The organism is Bacillus sp. ISL-18, from assembly GCF_018613415.1.
GTDB lineage: Bacteria > Bacillota > Bacilli > Bacillales > Cytobacillaceae > Neobacillus.
Map to the genome: position 1 here is coordinate 554,695 of NZ_JAGGQG010000010.1, position 17,398 is coordinate 572,092.

The 17,398-nt window shown below is 39.8% G+C and carries 19 protein-coding genes and 1 pseudogene; 1 reads left to right on the forward strand and 19 read right to left on the reverse strand.

Annotated features, from left to right (window positions below):
• Positions 1-16: 16 nt before the first annotated feature.
• The 10 genes and pseudogenes from J7E81_RS15950 to rpsU form a co-directional block, all read right to left on the reverse strand.
• Entirely contained in the window at positions 17-304 is a 288-nt protein-coding gene (locus J7E81_RS15950) for a gas vesicle protein K (RefSeq protein ID WP_215043713.1), read from the reverse strand.
• On the reverse strand, positions 267-491 hold the full coding sequence (locus J7E81_RS15955) for a gas vesicle protein (protein WP_308162232.1): 225 nt from the start codon (positions 489-491) through the stop codon (positions 267-269). Before J7E81_RS15955 ends, J7E81_RS15950 begins: the two co-directional genes overlap by 38 nt.
• A 62-nt stretch (positions 492-553) precedes the next feature.
• A pseudogene (locus J7E81_RS15960) lies at positions 554-1,360 on the reverse strand (GvpL/GvpF family gas vesicle protein).
• 10 nt (positions 1,361-1,370) lie between these two features.
• Positions 1,371-1,625, reverse strand: coding sequence for a gas vesicle protein GvpG (locus tag J7E81_RS15965; protein WP_215043715.1), 255 nt, complete (start codon positions 1,623-1,625; stop codon positions 1,371-1,373).
• Entirely contained in the window at positions 1,625-1,945 is a 321-nt protein-coding gene (locus J7E81_RS15970; RefSeq protein ID WP_215043717.1) for a GvpL/GvpF family gas vesicle protein, read from the reverse strand. Before J7E81_RS15970 ends, J7E81_RS15965 begins: the two co-directional genes overlap by 1 nt.
• A 151-nt stretch (positions 1,946-2,096) precedes the next feature.
• The gene (locus J7E81_RS15975; RefSeq protein ID WP_215043719.1) at positions 2,097-2,543 is read right to left on the reverse strand and encodes a hypothetical protein; all 447 of its coding nucleotides are present in this window, start codon (positions 2,541-2,543) and stop codon (positions 2,097-2,099) included.
• Positions 2,544-2,575: 32 nt separating this feature from the next.
• A complete protein-coding gene (floA, locus tag J7E81_RS15980; RefSeq protein WP_215043721.1) occupies positions 2,576-3,571 on the reverse strand; it encodes a flotillin-like protein FloA in 996 nt (331 codons plus the stop codon).
• Positions 3,572-3,591: 20 nt separating this feature from the next.
• Positions 3,592-4,227 carry an NfeD family protein gene (locus tag J7E81_RS15985; RefSeq protein ID WP_215043723.1) on the reverse strand — a complete coding sequence of 212 codons (636 nt, stop codon included), beginning with the start codon at positions 4,225-4,227 and terminating at the stop codon, positions 3,592-3,594.
• Between the two features lie 131 nt (positions 4,228-4,358).
• Entirely contained in the window at positions 4,359-4,805 is a 447-nt protein-coding gene (locus J7E81_RS15990; protein ID WP_215043725.1) for a GatB/YqeY domain-containing protein, read from the reverse strand.
• Between the two features lie 15 nt (positions 4,806-4,820).
• Complete coding sequence (gene rpsU, locus J7E81_RS15995; RefSeq protein ID WP_007087607.1) at positions 4,821-4,994, reverse strand: 30S ribosomal protein S21; 174 nt, start codon at positions 4,992-4,994, stop codon at positions 4,821-4,823.
• Positions 4,995-5,183: 189 nt separating this feature from the next.
• Here rpsU and J7E81_RS16000 point away from each other — a divergent pair, with 189 nt between their 5' ends.
• Positions 5,184-6,125 carry a Na/Pi symporter gene (locus J7E81_RS16000; protein WP_215043727.1) on the forward strand — a complete coding sequence of 314 codons (942 nt, stop codon included), beginning with the start codon at positions 5,184-5,186 and terminating at the stop codon, positions 6,123-6,125.
• Between the two features lie 42 nt (positions 6,126-6,167).
• Here J7E81_RS16000 and mtaB read toward each other — a convergent pair whose 3' ends face one another.
• The 9 genes from mtaB to lepA form a co-directional block, all read right to left on the reverse strand.
• Entirely contained in the window at positions 6,168-7,541 is a 1,374-nt protein-coding gene (gene mtaB / locus J7E81_RS16005; protein WP_215043729.1) for a tRNA (N(6)-L-threonylcarbamoyladenosine(37)-C(2))-methylthiotransferase MtaB, read from the reverse strand.
• A 6-nt stretch (positions 7,542-7,547) separates the two neighbouring features.
• Entirely contained in the window at positions 7,548-8,297 is a 750-nt protein-coding gene (locus J7E81_RS16010; protein WP_215043732.1) for a 16S rRNA (uracil(1498)-N(3))-methyltransferase, read from the reverse strand.
• 92 nt (positions 8,298-8,389) lie between these two features.
• On the reverse strand, positions 8,390-9,331 hold the full coding sequence (prmA, locus tag J7E81_RS16015) for a 50S ribosomal protein L11 methyltransferase (protein ID WP_215043734.1): 942 nt from the start codon (positions 9,329-9,331) through the stop codon (positions 8,390-8,392).
• Between the two features lie 17 nt (positions 9,332-9,348).
• Positions 9,349-10,488 carry a molecular chaperone DnaJ gene (gene dnaJ / locus J7E81_RS16020; RefSeq protein ID WP_215043736.1) on the reverse strand — a complete coding sequence of 380 codons (1,140 nt, stop codon included), beginning with the start codon at positions 10,486-10,488 and terminating at the stop codon, positions 9,349-9,351.
• Between the two features lie 130 nt (positions 10,489-10,618).
• Positions 10,619-12,445, reverse strand: coding sequence for a molecular chaperone DnaK (gene dnaK / locus J7E81_RS16025; protein WP_215043738.1), 1,827 nt, complete (start codon positions 12,443-12,445; stop codon positions 10,619-10,621).
• A gap of 28 nt (positions 12,446-12,473) precedes the next feature.
• A complete protein-coding gene (gene grpE / locus J7E81_RS16030) occupies positions 12,474-13,073 on the reverse strand; it encodes a nucleotide exchange factor GrpE (protein ID WP_251028666.1) in 600 nt (199 codons plus the stop codon).
• Positions 13,074-13,181: 108 nt separating this feature from the next.
• On the reverse strand, positions 13,182-14,213 hold the full coding sequence (gene hrcA / locus J7E81_RS16035) for a heat-inducible transcriptional repressor HrcA (protein WP_215043742.1): 1,032 nt from the start codon (positions 14,211-14,213) through the stop codon (positions 13,182-13,184).
• 125 nt (positions 14,214-14,338) lie between these two features.
• The gene (gene hemW / locus J7E81_RS16040; RefSeq protein WP_215043744.1) at positions 14,339-15,478 is read right to left on the reverse strand and encodes a radical SAM family heme chaperone HemW; all 1,140 of its coding nucleotides are present in this window, start codon (positions 15,476-15,478) and stop codon (positions 14,339-14,341) included.
• 74 nt (positions 15,479-15,552) lie between these two features.
• Positions 15,553-17,388, reverse strand: a complete 1,836-nt coding sequence (lepA, locus tag J7E81_RS16045) for a translation elongation factor 4 (RefSeq protein ID WP_215043746.1) — start codon at positions 17,386-17,388, stop codon at positions 15,553-15,555.
• Positions 17,389-17,398 lie beyond the last annotated feature (10 nt).

Below are 17,398 nucleotides of genomic sequence, written 5' to 3' on the forward strand. Positions count from 1 at the left end.
TTCCTCCTTTCCTGGTTTACAGTAAGCTTCCTAAAAGACCCAAATCGATGTTCAAATCTTTATCATCAAGGCCAAAAACTTTTTTTAATTCTTCCATTTTTTCTTCAAGATTCATTAAAGCGACACCCAGGTTTTCAATTTGCTCATCTGTCAGCGTCCCGCCTTCAACCCTTCTTATGGCATGCCGTTCGACGATTTGCCGCAGCAGCTCAATGACAGTTAACACTAACTGTGCTAATCCATGTTCTGCATTATCAGGATCCAGATTAATCTTTCCATTTGGTGTTTGGCTGGCCGGTTGCATCAATCAATGCCTCCCTCTGTGTATCAAATTCTTCTGAGGATACAGTTTTCCGGTTTTGAGCCTGAACCAAAGATTCAACCGACGCAATCAGGAGCCGCAAATCCAGGTAAACAAGATCAACCCCGGCAATGGAAATCACTAAATCTGCTTTTATTGCTACACCCTTATCAAGAATGACATCCAAAATATCAAATTAACGCATATCCTTATTTTCAATCGATTCCGTTACAGACATATGCTTGTCCTCACTTATGAAACGCTGGAAAAATGGTAAGCAGGCCATGGCCCCGTTGCCATAAACAGCCATCCTTTTTCCTGCATTAAATTGTGATATTGTTGGATTTTTTCCCTGAATGGCTCCACTTGCGATTTAGTAACAAGATAGACACCGTTCCATGCCATCTGCTCCCGCCTGCCTGTCACTTGGCTGTTCCAAGTTCTTTTCACATTAGCTTTTAGCGCCAACTCAGCTAAATCCGAGTGGATTTGCTCACTCACCTTGTTCTTCTCTTCCTCAAGCTGCAAATTTACCAATTTTTCAAGCTTTTTCTTTTCGAAAAATTGTCGTCCTTTTTGCAGCTTGCTGATTTCTGCCCGTTGCGCCTCTATCACCGGGTTGCTTTCACTTACTAGTTTTTTTAGGAGTTCATCCTGACATTAAATTTTCAAATTCCATTCTTCATTTCCGGAAATTATGTCAAACGTCTCCAGCATTTTGGGTTCATTCGCCTTTACCGTCGTCACCAAACTGGCTTTATTTTTATAAAGAGTACAAAACTTCAACGGGACCATCGTGAACATCGTTGATAGATGCATTACCGTTTCATGATGATGAAAGGCCTTTTCCTGCACCCATTCCATATCACTGTTGATCAGGTCTTGAATACTATCTTCCGAGTATTGTCCGGAATCCAGGTTACAAACAATTGCGGTAATTTCGTCTAACTGAATCGTGTATAGATTACTGGTACCATCAAAGCCTTTTAAAAATGGTAACGAGTTCTTATCTGCTTCGGCGGTGGGAATTAATCCATATAAATAAATTAGACCGTCCATCTTCTTTGCCTCACTTCTTCTTTGTCATCTGTTCCCATTGTTCCATTTCCATTCGTTTAGCTACTTCGTATCTTATTAACAGCTCTTCTTCTTTTGCTTTATAGGCATCTTCAGGAATATCACTAAGCTCAAACATCATTTGAAGTTGAATCAGCTTTTGTTGAATGGTGGGAAGGTGGTACAATTCTTTATCAGCCTCTTCTTTCACCTTTTCCGCGATTTTGATCACGAGGTTAATCGGTGCAGAAACTAACTTGTGAAGCATCAGGCATCGACGGTTAATCTGATATTCACAAAGTTATATGCGGGCCACGGACCGCTATAGCTGAATTCAACTTTATCGTCCCATTTGTCATGTACTTCATTTACTTTTTGATCAAACAAGGCTTCATTGGCCCGATCTACCAGGAAGGATGCATTTAACAGCATCTTCTCACTTGTTGGCTCAGTGGTTTTGGATGCAACTGCCAGTTCCTTTAAAGGCTCGAACACCTTCTGTGCTGCATCCTGCCTTAGCGAGGAGACAATTTTCTGGGCAGCCCCTCCTAATTGCACCCGCTCGTAATAGCTAGCGGCTTTATCCATTATCCATCCCTCTACTTTAGTTTGTAATATTAAAAGGCGTTAAGAGCAGTACCTGAAACTGCATCTTTACAGAGGGATTACGAATTTTAAAAATAAAAAAAAGAGCACAAAACCCAAAGGTTTCATGCTCTCTCCATATTCTCGTTTTAATTCACCGAGAACGTTTTTTCATTATATAAGGATTCTTTGAACGCGGTTCCCCAAGTATTTCAGACCAAATTAATCCATCTATTACTGTGCGTTGATCTGGATTCAAGGTTAAATCAGGCGTTACTTCTTCCTGATTTTTAATAATGTCCCTATTTGCTGATTGGTTTCGTGCAGCTGCCATCCCAATTCTGCTAGCTTGAGACTCTTGTCTTACCTGCTCGTATTCTACTTCAAGTGTATTTAGACTTCTTTGTAGTTTCGGCTTGTTCTCCGTCCTCAAAGGCTTTGTTTCTGTAGTAAAATTTTCAGTTATTTCTTTGAACATGGTTTGAATCTCTCCCAGCGGCTTGCCAGCAGGATTCCTCCGTGTCTGTCCTGGAGTGTTTTTGTTCTTATGGATGATCATTGAGACAATTCCAGCAATTATCATAATTACTATGGTTTCCAAAGCGACATCCCTCCTTTTAAGGAAAACGGGGATTATTGATTATTCTTTTTATCACCTGTCATTTTTCCGATTGAGCCCCTCATATCCGTGTCAGCTGAAATATTCTTAAAATTCATATAGTCCATTACACCGATATTCCCTGATTTAAGCGCTTCAGCCATTGCAAGTGGTACTTCCGCTTCTGATTCCACCACTTTAGCTCTCATTTCTTGTACTTTTGCTTTCATTTCCTGCTCGAGAGCAACAGCCATTGCCCGGCGTTCCTCTGCTTTTGCCTGGGCAATCTTCTTATCTGCTTCCGCTTGTTCTGTTTGCAATTCTGCTCCGATATTCTTACCGATGTCAACATCAGCAATATCAATCGAAAGAATTTCAAATGCCGTACCGGCATCAAGACCCTTAGACAAAACGGTTTGTGAAATTAAATCCGGGTTTTCAAGAACTTTGCTGTGACTATCAGACGAACCAATGGTAGATACCACACCTTCTCCCACTCGAGCTACAACTGTTTCTTCACCAGCACCACCGACGAGCCGCTCGATATTGGCACGAACGGTAATTCTTGCTTTTGCTTTTACTTCTATTCCATTCATCGCAACACCAGCAATAAAAGGAGTTTCAATGACCTTCGGATTTACACTCATTTGCACGGCCTCTAGTACATCACGTCCTGCCAAATCAATAGCAGCACAGCGTTCGAAGGATAATTCGATATTGGCACGATGCGCCGCAATTAACGCATTAACTACTCGATCGACATTTCCGCCTGCAAGATAGTGACTTTCAAGCTGATTAGTTGTGACATTTAAACCGGCTTTATGGGCTTTTATTAGCGGATTTACCACCCTGCTTGGTGTTACACGTCTAAGCCTCATACCAACTAATGTAAAAATACTTATTCGGACTCCTGCAGCAAGTGCGGAGATCCACAGCATAACTGGTACAAACGATAATAAAATTCCTAAAAGGATTAGGGCAACGATAATAACTACAATAATAAAAATAGTTCCGCCTGATAAAATATCCATGTACAAAACCCTCCTAACATTTATTGTACTTCTCTCACAACAATTCGTACTCCTTCAACCTTAACGACTTTCACTTGAGCGTTTTTCTCTATAAAACCCCCTTCAGTGATAGCATCCACTCGTTCATTGTTAATAACAATGGTACCTGCAGGCCGTAGGATCGTGAGTGCACGGCCTTCCATTCCTAAGAGATCAGTACGGTTAATATTTGAAACATACCCATCCTCTTTTCTAGCAGAATCGGATAGTACCATCTTATTAAATAAAACAAGTTTTTTTCCCAAAGTCTTAATCATCAAAAAGAATGTAAAAATAGAAACAGCAATCGCTATTAAGATGGAAACACCCATTTGCAAGGCATCTTGGCCTGCTAAAAACAGACTCAATAGTAAGGCAGTGAATCCGAGTGTCCCTGCGATCGCCCCAGGTAAAAAAAACTCCAAAAAAATAAGCAGGATTCCGGCAACAAATAAAATTAATGTTCCAAATCCTGCTAAACCTGCTTGAAAGTGACCATAAAAGAATAAGATTAACGCCAATATCCCTATTAAACCCGCAATACCAAATTTGGCAGTAAAAAGCTCCAAAACGATTCCCACTCCTGCAATGGTTAAAAGGATAGTCACAACAACCGGATTTGTTAGAAACTCAATCATTCTAGCTCCCCCTTTCCATCTGAAACTTTCTGACTATATGTTTTACGTTTCAGGACAATAAAAAGTTTCAAATGAATCAAAATATGTAAAAAGACTACTGGCATTAACCAGCAGTCTTTATGTCAGAATACTTATGAAAGGTGTTGTTGTACAAATTTATTAACGAGCGAACCATCTGCTTTACCTTTAACTTTAGGCATAATAGCAGCCATCACTTTTCCCATTTCTGCTTTTGATGTTGCGCCGACTTCAGCGATTGTTTCTTTGACAATCACTGACAGTTCCTCTTCAGATAACTGTTTCGGTAAATACAGCTCAATATTCTCAAGTTCTGTACGCAATTTATCAACTAGGTCTTGACGACCAGCCTTATCAAATTCATGGAGGGAGTCTTTGCGTTGTTTTACTTCGCGAGAAAGGACTGTTAACTCTGCATCTTCAGAAAGCTCTTTTGTACCGAGCTTGATCGCTTCATTTTGAAGTGAAGCTTTCACCATCCGAATAACTGAGAGTTTGTCTTTTTCCTTGTTTTTCATCGCTTGTTTCATATCATTGTTCAAACGCTCGAGAAGACTCATATAATACACCCTCTCTTAAAACTTACGTTTTCTTGCAGCTTCAGACTTTTTCTTACGTTTTACACTTGGTTTTTCATAAAATTCGCGCTTTCTTGCCTCTTGCAAAGTACCAGTTTTTGATACTGTACGTTTGAAGCGACGAAGAGCATCTTCAAGCGATTCGTTTTTACGAACGACGGTTTTAGACATTCTCTTTCCCTCCCTCCGAAACACAACACACTTACATTCAATCCATGTACCTTGCAATTATAATATAACCTTTATACAAGGTCAACTTAAATTCACACAAATAAACGGAAAACATGATTAAATGCTTGTCTAAATAATTGGCATGTCCCTTCAGGCGCTGCCATACAATGAAGGGAGGGGGCCAAACATATGCTATACATACTATTATTTATACTTTGTATTTTAGTATTTATCTTTGGAATGACGATTATTCGATTTGGGTTATTCAATTTATCAGCAAATAAATTAAAAACATGGTTAATTAAACTAACCAGTACACCGTTAAAAGGAATGTTAACTGGAACTTTCATTACTGCCCTTTTGCAAAGCAGCTCGGCGGTAATGGTGATTACAATCGGTTTAATTTCGGCGAGGATTATGACGTTTCCTCAATCGATTGGTATTATACTCGGCACCAATATTGGGACAACCTTTAAAACTGAATTAATTACGTTTGATATAGATAGAATTCTTGTTCCATTAGCCATAAGCGGTGCGCTGCTTATATTATTCAAGAATAAAAAAGCACGAAGCATTGGAATGCTGCTTTTTGGGATTGCTTCCGTGTTCACAGCGATGAAAGGTTTCGAATTATTGGCACAGCCTCTTACAGTCATGCCGTTTATCAACAAATTTATATTATCTATCAATGACAATATTTTCTTAAGCCTGCTCACAGGGGCGGTTATCACTTCGATCATCCAGTCAAGTACTGCCATGACGGGGATTGCGATGGGATTTTTAACTGCCGGCCTGCTGCAGCTTGATGCAGGGATTGCGATTGTTCTTGGTGCAAACATTGGGACGTGTATTACGGCTGTGATTGCATCGATTGGTGGCGGCAGGGAGTCAAGATTAGCAGCATTTGCCCATGTTTGGCTTAATGTTTTTGGAGTATTACTTTTTATCCCGCTCATCCCTTTTTTAACGGAGAATGCAAAGCTTCTTGCAAGTCAAACAGATATTCAGCTAGCACATATCAGTGTTATTTTTAATGTTGCTACCTCTTTAATCGTTTTGCCGTTCGCCACTAAGTTTGGGGAAATGATTCTCTTTTTACACGACAGAGCTCCCAAAAAACCGATTTCTTAACTTATCTAAAATAAAAAGGACCTACTGAGGTCCTTTTTCTACTTAAATTGCAGCTTCTTCTTTGTTAAAAATTACTTCTTTCATTAATTCTCGATCTTCCATTACCTTGACAAACTGCCCTTCATTATAAGGATATCCGGCTTTGGTAATTTTAACTTTAACAATTTTCCCAATCATATCTTCTGTTGCTGGAAAGACAACTTTTAAGTAATTATCAGAGTATCCAACATAAAGCCCCTTGTTGGCTTCTTCCTTGTACTCCTCTTCCGGAATGACCTCTAATACTTCCCCTTCAAAAAGAGACGCGTATTCTTTTGCAAGTTGATCTGAAAGAGAAATTAAACGGTGTACCCGTTCATTTTTGACTTCCTCATCAACTTGATCCTCCATCCTTGCTGCAGGAGTACCAGTACGCTTTGAATATGGGAATACATGAAGCTCAGAAAATTTATGCTCTTTTATAAAATTATAAGTTTCCATGAACTCTTCTTCGGTTTCCCCTGGAAAGCCGACAATGACATCAGATGTAACCGCAAGCCCTGGAAGTACTTCCTTAAGTCTATCTAATCGTTCAGCAAAAAATTCCATTGTATACTTACGACGCATACGTTTTAAAACAGAATTTGATCCGGATTGGAGAGGAATATGCAGATGACGCACAATCAAATTGGATTGATTAATTACCTCAATCACTTCATCGGTAATTTGACTTGCTTCAATTGATGAAATCCGCAATCTTTCTAGGCCATTTACACCTGCTTCTAAATCACGAAGCAAAGCAGCAAGATTATAATCTTTCATGTCTTCACCGTAACCGCCAGTATGAATACCAGTTAAGACAATTTCCTTATAACCGGCATCAACAAGCTGCTGGGCTTGATGAATGACTTCTTTAGGGTCACGGGATCTCATCAGCCCTCGAGCCCACGGTATAATACAAAACGTACAAAAGTTATTGCAGCCTTCTTGAATTTTCAGGGATGCACGCGTTCTGTCCGTAAAAGCTGGAACATCAAGCTCTTCATAAACTCGACTCTTCATGATATTCCCTACGCCATTTATTGGCTGCCGTTGTGTTTTAAATTGTTCAATATAATCCAGCATCTTTACACGGTCCTGGGTCCCAACTACAATATCAACACCAGGGATGGCCATGATTTCGGCAGGAGAAGTCTGAGCATAGCATCCAGTTACACAAATAACAGCATCTGGATTTTTTCGAACAGCACGCCGGATGATTTGGCGGCTTTTTTTATCGCCCGTATTAGTAACGGTACAAGTATTTATAATATAGACATCGGAAATGGATTCAAAATCAACCCGTTCGTAACCTTCTTGTTTAAACAACTGCCAAATGGCTTCTGTTTCATAATGATTCACCTTACAACCTAGTGTATGAAACGCAACTGTTGCCATTTAATCTCACCTCAATAGTTCAAAATGATAGGAAATAGCCGCAAGTGAATATAATGGGGCCGTTTCTGTTCTTAAAATTCGCGGTCCTAAACCACATAGCCCAAAACCATATTCCTTTAATTGCTGAACTTCTTCCTCAGCTAGACCGCCTTCTGGTCCAAATACGATCAGGAGGGTTTCGCCGCTTTTTATCTGTTTTAACGTGGAAGAAAGCACCGAGGTCTCGCCTTGCCTGCTTTCTTCCTCATACGCTGCTAATTTATAATCAAAGTCCCCGCTCATTTTCAGCAGCTCTTTAAATGACATCGGATTGATAATGGTCGGTACTACAGTCCGATGGGATTGTTCTGCCGCTTCCTTAGCAATCTTTTGCCATCTATCTATTTTTTTTGCCGCTTTTTTTTCATCCCATTTTACAACCGAACGAGCAGCAGAAAAAGGAAGGAACTGCCGGGCACCTAATTCCGTCCCTTTTTGAATAATCCACTCCAGCTTGTCCCCTTTGGGCAACCCGCTTGCGATGGTAATCGAAATTGGAAGCTCGGGACTGTCATCTATCCATTGTACAACGTCTGCAACGACACTTGAATTGGTAATTTCTGAAAGCTTACAAACAGCCTGTTTGCCATTTGGATCAACGCAAATAATTTGATCATCGATTTGCATCCTCATGACCTTTACAATATGGTGACGGTCCTCTTCATCAATGAAAAATTGATTATCATTTGCTTGATGTTGAACAAAGTAGCGTTGCATACATTGCACCTCTCTTAACATTTTACTCTTTATTCTACTACTTTTAAGAAGTAAGGAAAATAAAAAGGGGTTTTTCCACCCCTTTTTAAGCATTATTTCCTTTTTGCAATAATCGCAACCCAATCTTCCATTAGAATGGTTTCAAGGATTTCAAAACCGGAATCAATTAGTGCATCTTTTACTAAATCTTTTTTAGGCTGGATAATTCCCGACGCTATAAAAGAGCCACCCGGTTTTACCACACGAGCAACATCATTCGTGAATCGTAAAATAACTTCAGCTAAAATGTTTGCAACAATAACATCAGCGGAATTTTCTTCCACACCGTCTAAAAGGTTGTTTTGTGAAACCACTACACTCTCATTGACCTTATTGAGCTTAATATTGAGCTTTGCGGATGCGACTGCCACTTCATCAAGATCATAAGCCCTGACGTCTTCCGCCCCTAGCATAGCAGCTGCGATACTAAGTACTCCTGAGCCGGTCCCTACATCGATTACCCGATCACCAGGCCGCACGGTCTTTTCTAGCGCTTGAATACACATAACCGTTGTTGGATGTGTTCCTGTCCCAAAGGCCATACCAGGGTCCAATTCAATAATTAATTCATCGCTGCTAACAGGTTCGTAGATCTCCCATGTTGGCACAATCGTGAATTTTTCTGATATTTTAACTGGATTATAATACTTTTTCCAGGCTGTGGCCCATTCTTCTTCATTTACTTCACTTATGGTTACCTTATTTAACCCTAAATCAATATCATGGAGGATAAGATTGTTAATGGATTCTTTAATTGCGTCGACCGTCTCTCCGAGGAAACTGTTAACAGGTAAATAGGCTTTGATCATAACGCCCTCTTCGGGATAATCATCTGGATTAAGTTGGTAGATTTCTCCGAATTGATCTTCCCTTTCCTTCGTTAATTCAAGGGGATCTTCTATAACTACACCGCTCGCCCCGGCTTCATGTAAAATATTTGAGATAGGTTCGATCGCCTCGTTTGTTGTGTGGATACTAATTTCTGACCACTTCATCTCTACCAACTCCATCCTTACTCGCTTTTAAAAGCTCTTTTTACTTTTGAGAAAAAACTTTCTTCGTGTTCACCGATTGGTGAGGAACCACTAATGTCCGCAAATTCTTTGAGAAGCTGTTTTTGTTTATCAGACAGCTTTGTTGGAGTAATAATACGGACGATTATATACTGATCTCCTACACCATATCCACGAACGTTTGGAATTCCTTTCCCTTTCAGGCGGAATTTTTTACCTGTTTGTGTACCAGCAGGAATTTTAAGCTTTACTTTGCCTTTTAAGGCTGGAACCTCAATTTCATCACCCAAGGAAGCTTGAACAAACGTAATTGGCATCTCACAATATATATCATCGCCGTCGCGTTCAAAAAATTCGTGTGAACGAACCTGGAATACCACGTAAAGATCGCCGGCCGGACCGCCGTTTGCTCCAGCTTCCCCCTGGCCTGACATGCGCAGTTGTTGTCCATCATCAATACCGGCAGGAATTTTTACATGGATTTTTTTGCGTTTTTGAACTTTACCTTTTCCGCCGCATGTTGAACATTTATGTTTAATCTCTTTGCCTGTACCATTACAATGATGACAAGTTCTGCGGTTAACAATTCTGCCAAATGGAGTGTTTTGTTCCACATTTAACTGTCCTGTACCATGACAATGCTGACAAGTCTCTGGTTGAGTGCCAGGTTTAGCACCGGAGCCATGACAGGTTTCGCATGTTTCTTCTCTTGGAATTTCTATATCTGTTTCTTTTCCAAACGCCGCTTCTTCAAATGACACCGTCATCGTATATTGCAAATCAGCACCTTGTCTAGGCGCATTCGGGTCACGTCTTCTCGAACCGCCGCCACCGCCAAAGAAGGTATTAAAGATATCTTCAAACCCTCCAAAACCGCCGCCAAAGTCACCACCACCACCAAAGCCTCCGAAGCCTTGGTTTGGATCTGTATGACCGAACTGGTCATAATGGGCCTTTTTTTGGTCATCGCTTAGCACTTCATAAGCTTCAGCAATTTCTTTAAATTTTTCAGCTGCATCAGCCTCTTTATTAATATCTGGATGATATTGTTTAGATAATTTTCGATAGGCTTTTTTTATTTCATCCTTAGAAGCACTTTTACTAACACCTAGTACTTCATAGTAATCCCGTTTACTCATGATTACCACTCCCGAATCTGTCACATAAAGATTATTCTAACACCGTTTAGATGGGTATTGCAATAAAAAAGCCAAAGCCTGTAACTTTGACTTTGACTTTTTTTACAAGAATAAAAATTACATAAGATTTTTACTTATCATCTTTAACTTCTTCGAACTCTGCATCGACGACATTGTCATCTTTAGGACCTGCAGCGCCTGGATCTTGAGCACCTTGTTGTGCTTGTGCTGCTTGTTCGTAAAGTTTAACTGTTAATGCTTGAACAACTTCTTGTAAAGCATCTTTTGCCGTACGAATTTCATTTAGATCGTTTTTCTCAATAGCTTGTTTTAAGGCATCTTTAGCATCGTTTGCTTTAGCAACTTCTGCAGCATCTACCTTTCCTTCCAAGTCTTTTAAAGTTTTTTCCGCCGTAAACACTAGCTGGTCCGCCTCATTGCGAAGTTCAACTTCTTCCTTGCGCTGCTTATCTGCTTCTGCATTTTCTTCGGCTTCTCTAACCATTTTTTGAATTTCTTCATCAGAAAGTCCTGTTGAAGACTTAATGGTAATTTGCTGTTCTTTATTTGTGCCAAGGTCTTTTGCTCGAACATTAACAATACCGTTTTTATCGATATCAAATGTAACTTCGATTTGTGGGATTCCACGTGGTGCTGGCGGAATATCGGTTAATTGGAAGCGTCCTAATGTTTTGTTATTAGCGGCCATTGGGCGTTCGCCTTGTAAAACATGAATATCAACAGCAGTTTGGCTATCAGCAGCAGTTGAGAACACTTGTGATTTTGATGTTGGGATCGTTGTGTTACGGTCAATTAACTTCGTGAACACACCGCCCATTGTTTCAATACCAAGTGATAGTGGTGTTACGTCAAGTAAGACAACATCTTTAACATCACCTGTGATAACACCGCCTTGAATAGCTGCTCCCATTGCAACTACTTCATCTGGGTTTACTCCACGGTGAGGCTCTTGACCTGTTGCTTTTTTGATAGCTTCTTGAACAGCTGGAATTCTTGTAGATCCACCAACAAGGATTACTTTATCTATTTGTGATGGTGTTAAACCTGCATCACTTAATGCTTGACGAACAGGGCCCATTGTACGTTCAACAAGGTGTGCAGAAATTTCATCAAATTTTGCTCTTGTCAATGATACTTCTAGGTGAAGCGGGCCAGCTGCACCAGCAGTGATAAATGGTAAAGAAATCTGTGTTGTAGATACACCTGATAAATCTTTTTTCGCTTTCTCAGCTGCATCCTTAAGGCGTTGTAATGCCATTTTATCTTGAGAAAGATCAATTCCATTTTCTTTTTTAAACTGCTCTACTAAATAATCAATAATAACTTGGTCAAAATCATCCCCGCCAAGACGGTTATCACCGGCAGTTGCTTTAACTTCAAATACACCGTCACCTAATTCAAGGATTGATACGTCAAATGTACCACCGCCAAGGTCATACACAAGAATAGTTTGGTCTTGGTCAGTTTTATCTAGACCATAGGCAAGTGCAGCTGCTGTTGGTTCATTGATAATACGTTCTACTTCAAGACCTGCAATTCTGCCGGCATCCTTTGTTGCTTGACGCTCTGCATCGTTAAAGTAAGCTGGTACCGTAATAACCGCTTTCGTTACTGGTTCGCCGAGATAGTCTTCTGCGTATGATTTTAAATATTGAAGAATAATAGCTGAAAGCTCTTGCGGAGTGTAATCCTTTCCTTCAATATTTTCTTTGTAATTTGTACCCATGTGACGCTTAATTGAAATAATCGTATTTGGATTTGTGATTGCTTGGCGTTTTGCCACTTCCCCTACTTGGCGTTCACCGTTCTTAAACGCAATTACAGAAGGAGTTGTACGGTTTCCTTCAGGGTTTGGAATTACTTTTGGTTCTCCGCCTTCTAGAACAGATACACAAGAGTTTGTTGTTCCAAGGTCAATACCAATTATTTTACTCATTGCCTTTTCCTCCTAATAAATATGTAGATTATTGATTTACTTTAACCATTGAAGGGCGAATAACTCGATCCTTTAATAGATAGCCTTTTTGAAACTCATCAGTAACAACGTTTGCTCCGTAATTCTCATCTTCTCCCTGCATAACTGCTTGATGCAGGTGCGGATCAAACTCTTTGCCAACAGCCTCAATAGGTTCAACACCTTCTTTTTTCAGTGCATCAACCATACTGCGGTAAACCATGTCCATTCCTTGTAGTAAAGCCTTAGTCTGTTCATTGTCAGCTTCTACTTTCATGGCTCTTTCAAAGTTATCTAATGCTGGCAGTAGATCGGTGATTAATTTTTGAGCTCTATATTTTTCGCTCGCTTCTTGGTCGATTCTAGTCCGGCGGCGGAAATTATCAAAGTCTGCCTGAAGTCTTAAGATTCGATTGTCTGCTTCATCTAACTTAGCTTTAAGCTGCTCGATTTCTTGCAGATATTCATCAACTGGATTAGACTCAGCCACATTTGTTGGCTCACTTTCACCAGCAACAGGTTCACCTGTATTTTCTTCAGTAAGTTCAACTTGTTCATTATGCTCAATTTCAACTTCTTCGTTGATGGTATTATTTTGTTCTTTTGTCAACTTACTCACCTCCCTTAAAGGATTCATAACAATTTATCGTAACTGATCAATACAAAGGAAAAGGGGGTGCCTAAAAAGGCGATTCACCCTTACTCAATATTACCAGCACTAGTTACTTTGATACAGTTTAGTTAAAACAGTGGTTAAATCTCTGCTCAAAAATTGAAGCAAGCTGATTACACGCGAATATTCCATTCTTGTAGGTCCTAATATCGCAATCGTTCCTAATTTTTCAACACCCACAGAATAGGAAGCAGTAATTAAACTGCAATTATCCATCGCACTAATATTATTTTCCCGGCCAATTTTAATATGGATGCCAGCAGACTCGTTTCGGATTAAATTATAAATCCATTCCTCTTGATCAATCATAGTCAATAAACTGCGGATTTTGGTGATATCGTGAAATTCCGGTTGGCTTAACATATTGGTTTTTCCACCAAAAAACAGTTTCTCTGCTACGGGCATTTTAAAGGATTCTCCAATCATGTGGAGCATTAAATCGTAATTCTGGATATGCTGGCGTAATAGCATTGCCACTTCCTTATAAATCTTATCATTTAACTCTTCTAGCGGTACACCGGATAAACGGTCATTAAGAATATTCACCGTTTTTTCGATATCACTGGCATCCACCATATCCGGCAGTGAAAAAGTCCTGTTTTCCACATGACCTGTATCGGTTACAAATATAGCGACTGCTGACTCCCTGTTTAAAGGAATAATTTGTATTTTCTTTAACTTATTTATACTAACAGCTGGTCCTAGAACGATGGATGTATAATTGGTTAACTCTGATAAGATTTTTGCGGATTTTTGGATGATTGCTTCGAACTCAAAGATCCTTTCAGCAAAAATCGATTGAATGATAGAGATATCTTGCTTATTTAATGCTTGAGGCGAGAGTAAATGATCCACATAATACCGGTATCCTTTTTCAGAAGGCACACGTCCTGAGGAGGTATGTGTCTTTTCGATATACCCCAACTCTTCAAGGTCGGCCATTTCATTTCGAATGGTAGCGGAACTAAAGGAAATTTCCTCTTTTTTCGACAAACTTCTTGAGCCGACTGGTTGGGCAGATCGAATAAAGTCATCAACAATTACCTGAAGAATCAACAACTGCCGATCTGTTAGCAACTTTCATCACCTCTGTTAGCACTCTTTGTTAACGAGTGCTAATTATATTAATAAATTATCAAAAAAGGTGGGATGGTGTCAATTAAAAAGAATACAAAATGGCACATCAGCCTAAAGACTTTGCTTTAGATTACTCCCAAAAAGGCCTGGAATACTTCGTTGCCTAACAAACGGCCCTGTTTAGTTAAATATATATTATCGTTCTGTACTTCTATCCATTGTTTAGCCCTTAAATCCGTAAGTTCATTAGCAAATAATTTTAAAGGATCGGCGGCAAATTTTTCATGAAAGTGGGAAATAGAAACTCCATCTGATTTTCTTAGACCCAGGAACATTTCTTCCTCCATTTGTTCTGCTTTTGTCACCTGATGATTTTCAAAAATGGGCAGCAATTGATTATCTAGTTGGTCGATATACTTTCTTAGTGGACCTGTATTGGACCGTCTCCATCCGTTTACATAACTGTGTGCGCCTGCACCAAACCCATAGTAGTATTCATTATTCCAATAGGTTAAATTATGCTGACTTTCATACCCTGGTTTTGAAAAATTACTGATTTCGTATTGATTAAATCCGTGTTTTTCCATTTGTTCCATTAATATTTCATACATGCTCGCTTCGACATCTTCCCCGGGAGTTGGCAGCTTGCCCTTTTTTAATAAATTATAAAAAACGGTCTTTGGCTCAATAATGAGCGAGTAAGCAGAGTAGTGAGGGATATCAAGCGAAAAAGCCTCCGTTAAGGAATCTTTAAAATCCTGAACAGTTTGAGTTGGTAAACTGAAAATCAAATCGATACTGATATTTTCAAAGCCAACCTTTTTGGCCTGGTCAACTGTCTGGTAAACATCCTTTGCTTGGTGGACACGGCCGATCTTTTTTAAGAGCTCGTTATTGAAGGTTTGTACCCCAAGACTTATTCGGTTAACCCCAGCATCTTTTAATGTTTGTAATTTCTCTTTGGTTAAATCACCGGGATTGGCTTCAAACGTAAACTCTAGCTTTTCGCTTTTCGGCAGATTGGTATGAATACTTTCACAAAAAGTGTAGAGCTGCTGCTCATTTAAGGAAGTCGGTGTCCCGCCGCCAACAAAAATGGTGTCTAGTGAATCAGTTGGAAATTCACGAAGAGTAAGTTTCATTTCCTGGTCAAGTGCCTTTATATAATCATCAACAGGCTGGCCCTTTAAAAAAACTTTGTTAAAATCACAATAGTGGCAAATATGCTCACAAAAAGGGATATGGAGGTATGCTGCTTTAATCATGTTTCTTCCTCTATTCTGTAATAAAAAGAGGCTAGGAGAACCTGCCTTAGGCAATCCCTAACCCCTTTACGTTGTTATTTTTTCGTATTATTTTCGTCCATTTTCAATACGGCCATAAACGCTTCTTGCGGTACTTCAACAGAACCTACTTGTTTCATCCGTTTCTTACCTTCTTTTTGCTTTTCTAACAATTTACGTTTACGGGAAATATCCCCGCCATAACATTTAGCTAATACGTTTTTGCGCATTGCTTTAATGGTTGAACGTGCGACAATTTTTTGTCCGATCGCCGCTTGAATAGGTACCTCGAACTGTTGTCTTGGAATGAGTTCTTTCAGTTTTTCAACGATGATTTTACCTCGATCATAAGCAAAATCCTTATGAACAATAAAACTCAAAGCGTCTACTTTTTCGGCATTCAGTAATATATCCATTTTAACCAGACTTGATGGTTGATAACCAATCAACTCGTAATCAAAGGAAGCATAGCCTCTCGTACTCGATTTCAATTGGTCAAAGAAATCATAGACAATTTCTGCTAGTGGAATTTGATAAACTATGCTGACCCGATTTTCCCCTTGGTATTGCATGTCAATAAAGATTCCGCGCTTAAGCTGGCAAAGTTCCATGATCGCACCCACATAATCATTTGGAGCCATCATCGTGGCTTTAACATATGGCTCTTCCACACGGTCAATTTTTTGCGGATCAGGCATATCAGACGGGTTGTCAACATTCAGTTGAGAACCATCTGTTAAATGAACATGGTAAATAACACTTGGTGCAGTTGTAATTAAGTCAATTTTAAATTCGCGCTCGATCCGTTCTTGAATGATCTCCATATGGAGAAGTCCAAGGAAGCCGCAGCGGAAACCAAAACCAAGTGCTTGAGATGTCTCTGGTTCGAATTGAAGTGCCGAATCATTTAACTGCAGTTTTTCCAACGCTTCGCGCAGGTCATTAAATCTAGCTGTATCAATTGGGTAGAGACCGCAATATACCATAGGATTTAATTTACGATAACCTGGGAGCGGTTCAATTGCACCGCCTTTAGCATTGGTAATGGTATCACCAACACGAGTGTCCCCGACATTTTTAATAGAGGCTGTTAAGAAACCAACATCCCCAACGGAAAGCTCGTCCCGCATAACTGCTTTTGGTGTGAATACACCGACTTCGTTCACTTCAAACTCTGCTCCCGTAGCCATCATCTTAATTTTATCACCGACTTTAACCGAACCTTCAACGACACGGATGTAGGCAACGACGCCGCGATAGGCATCATATAAAGAGTCAAAGATTAATGCTTTTAATGGTGCTTCGGGATCACCTGTTGGTGCAGGAACTTTCTCAACAACCTGTTCGAGAATTTCCTCAATCCCAATGCCAGCTTTTGCTGATGCGAGAACTGCTTCAGAAGCATCTAGACCGATAACTTCTTCAATTTCGGCGCGGACTCTTTCTGGTTCCGCACTCGGCAGGTCAATTTTATTAATGACAGGTAATATTTCAAGGTCGTTATCCAGGGCTAAGTATACGTTTGCTAGTGTTTGTGCTTCAATTCCCTGCGCAGCATCCACGACTAAAACAGCCCCTTCACATGCTGCAAGACTTCTTGAAACTTCATACGTAAAATCGACATGTCCCGGTGTATCTATTAAATGAAAGGTGTATTCTTCCCCATCTTTTGCTTTGTATTTTAATTGGACAGCATTTAACTTAATCGTAATTCCGCGTTCTCTTTCTAAATCCATTGAATCTAATAGCTGATCTTTCATTTCACGAGAGGATAAGGCATTCGTTTTTTCCAATATCCGGTCAGCTAAAGTTGATTTCCCATGGTCAATATGGGCAATAATAGAAAAATTTCTAATTTTCGATTGTCGTTTAAGTCTTTCTTCTCTGTTCATGGTCTTCCAC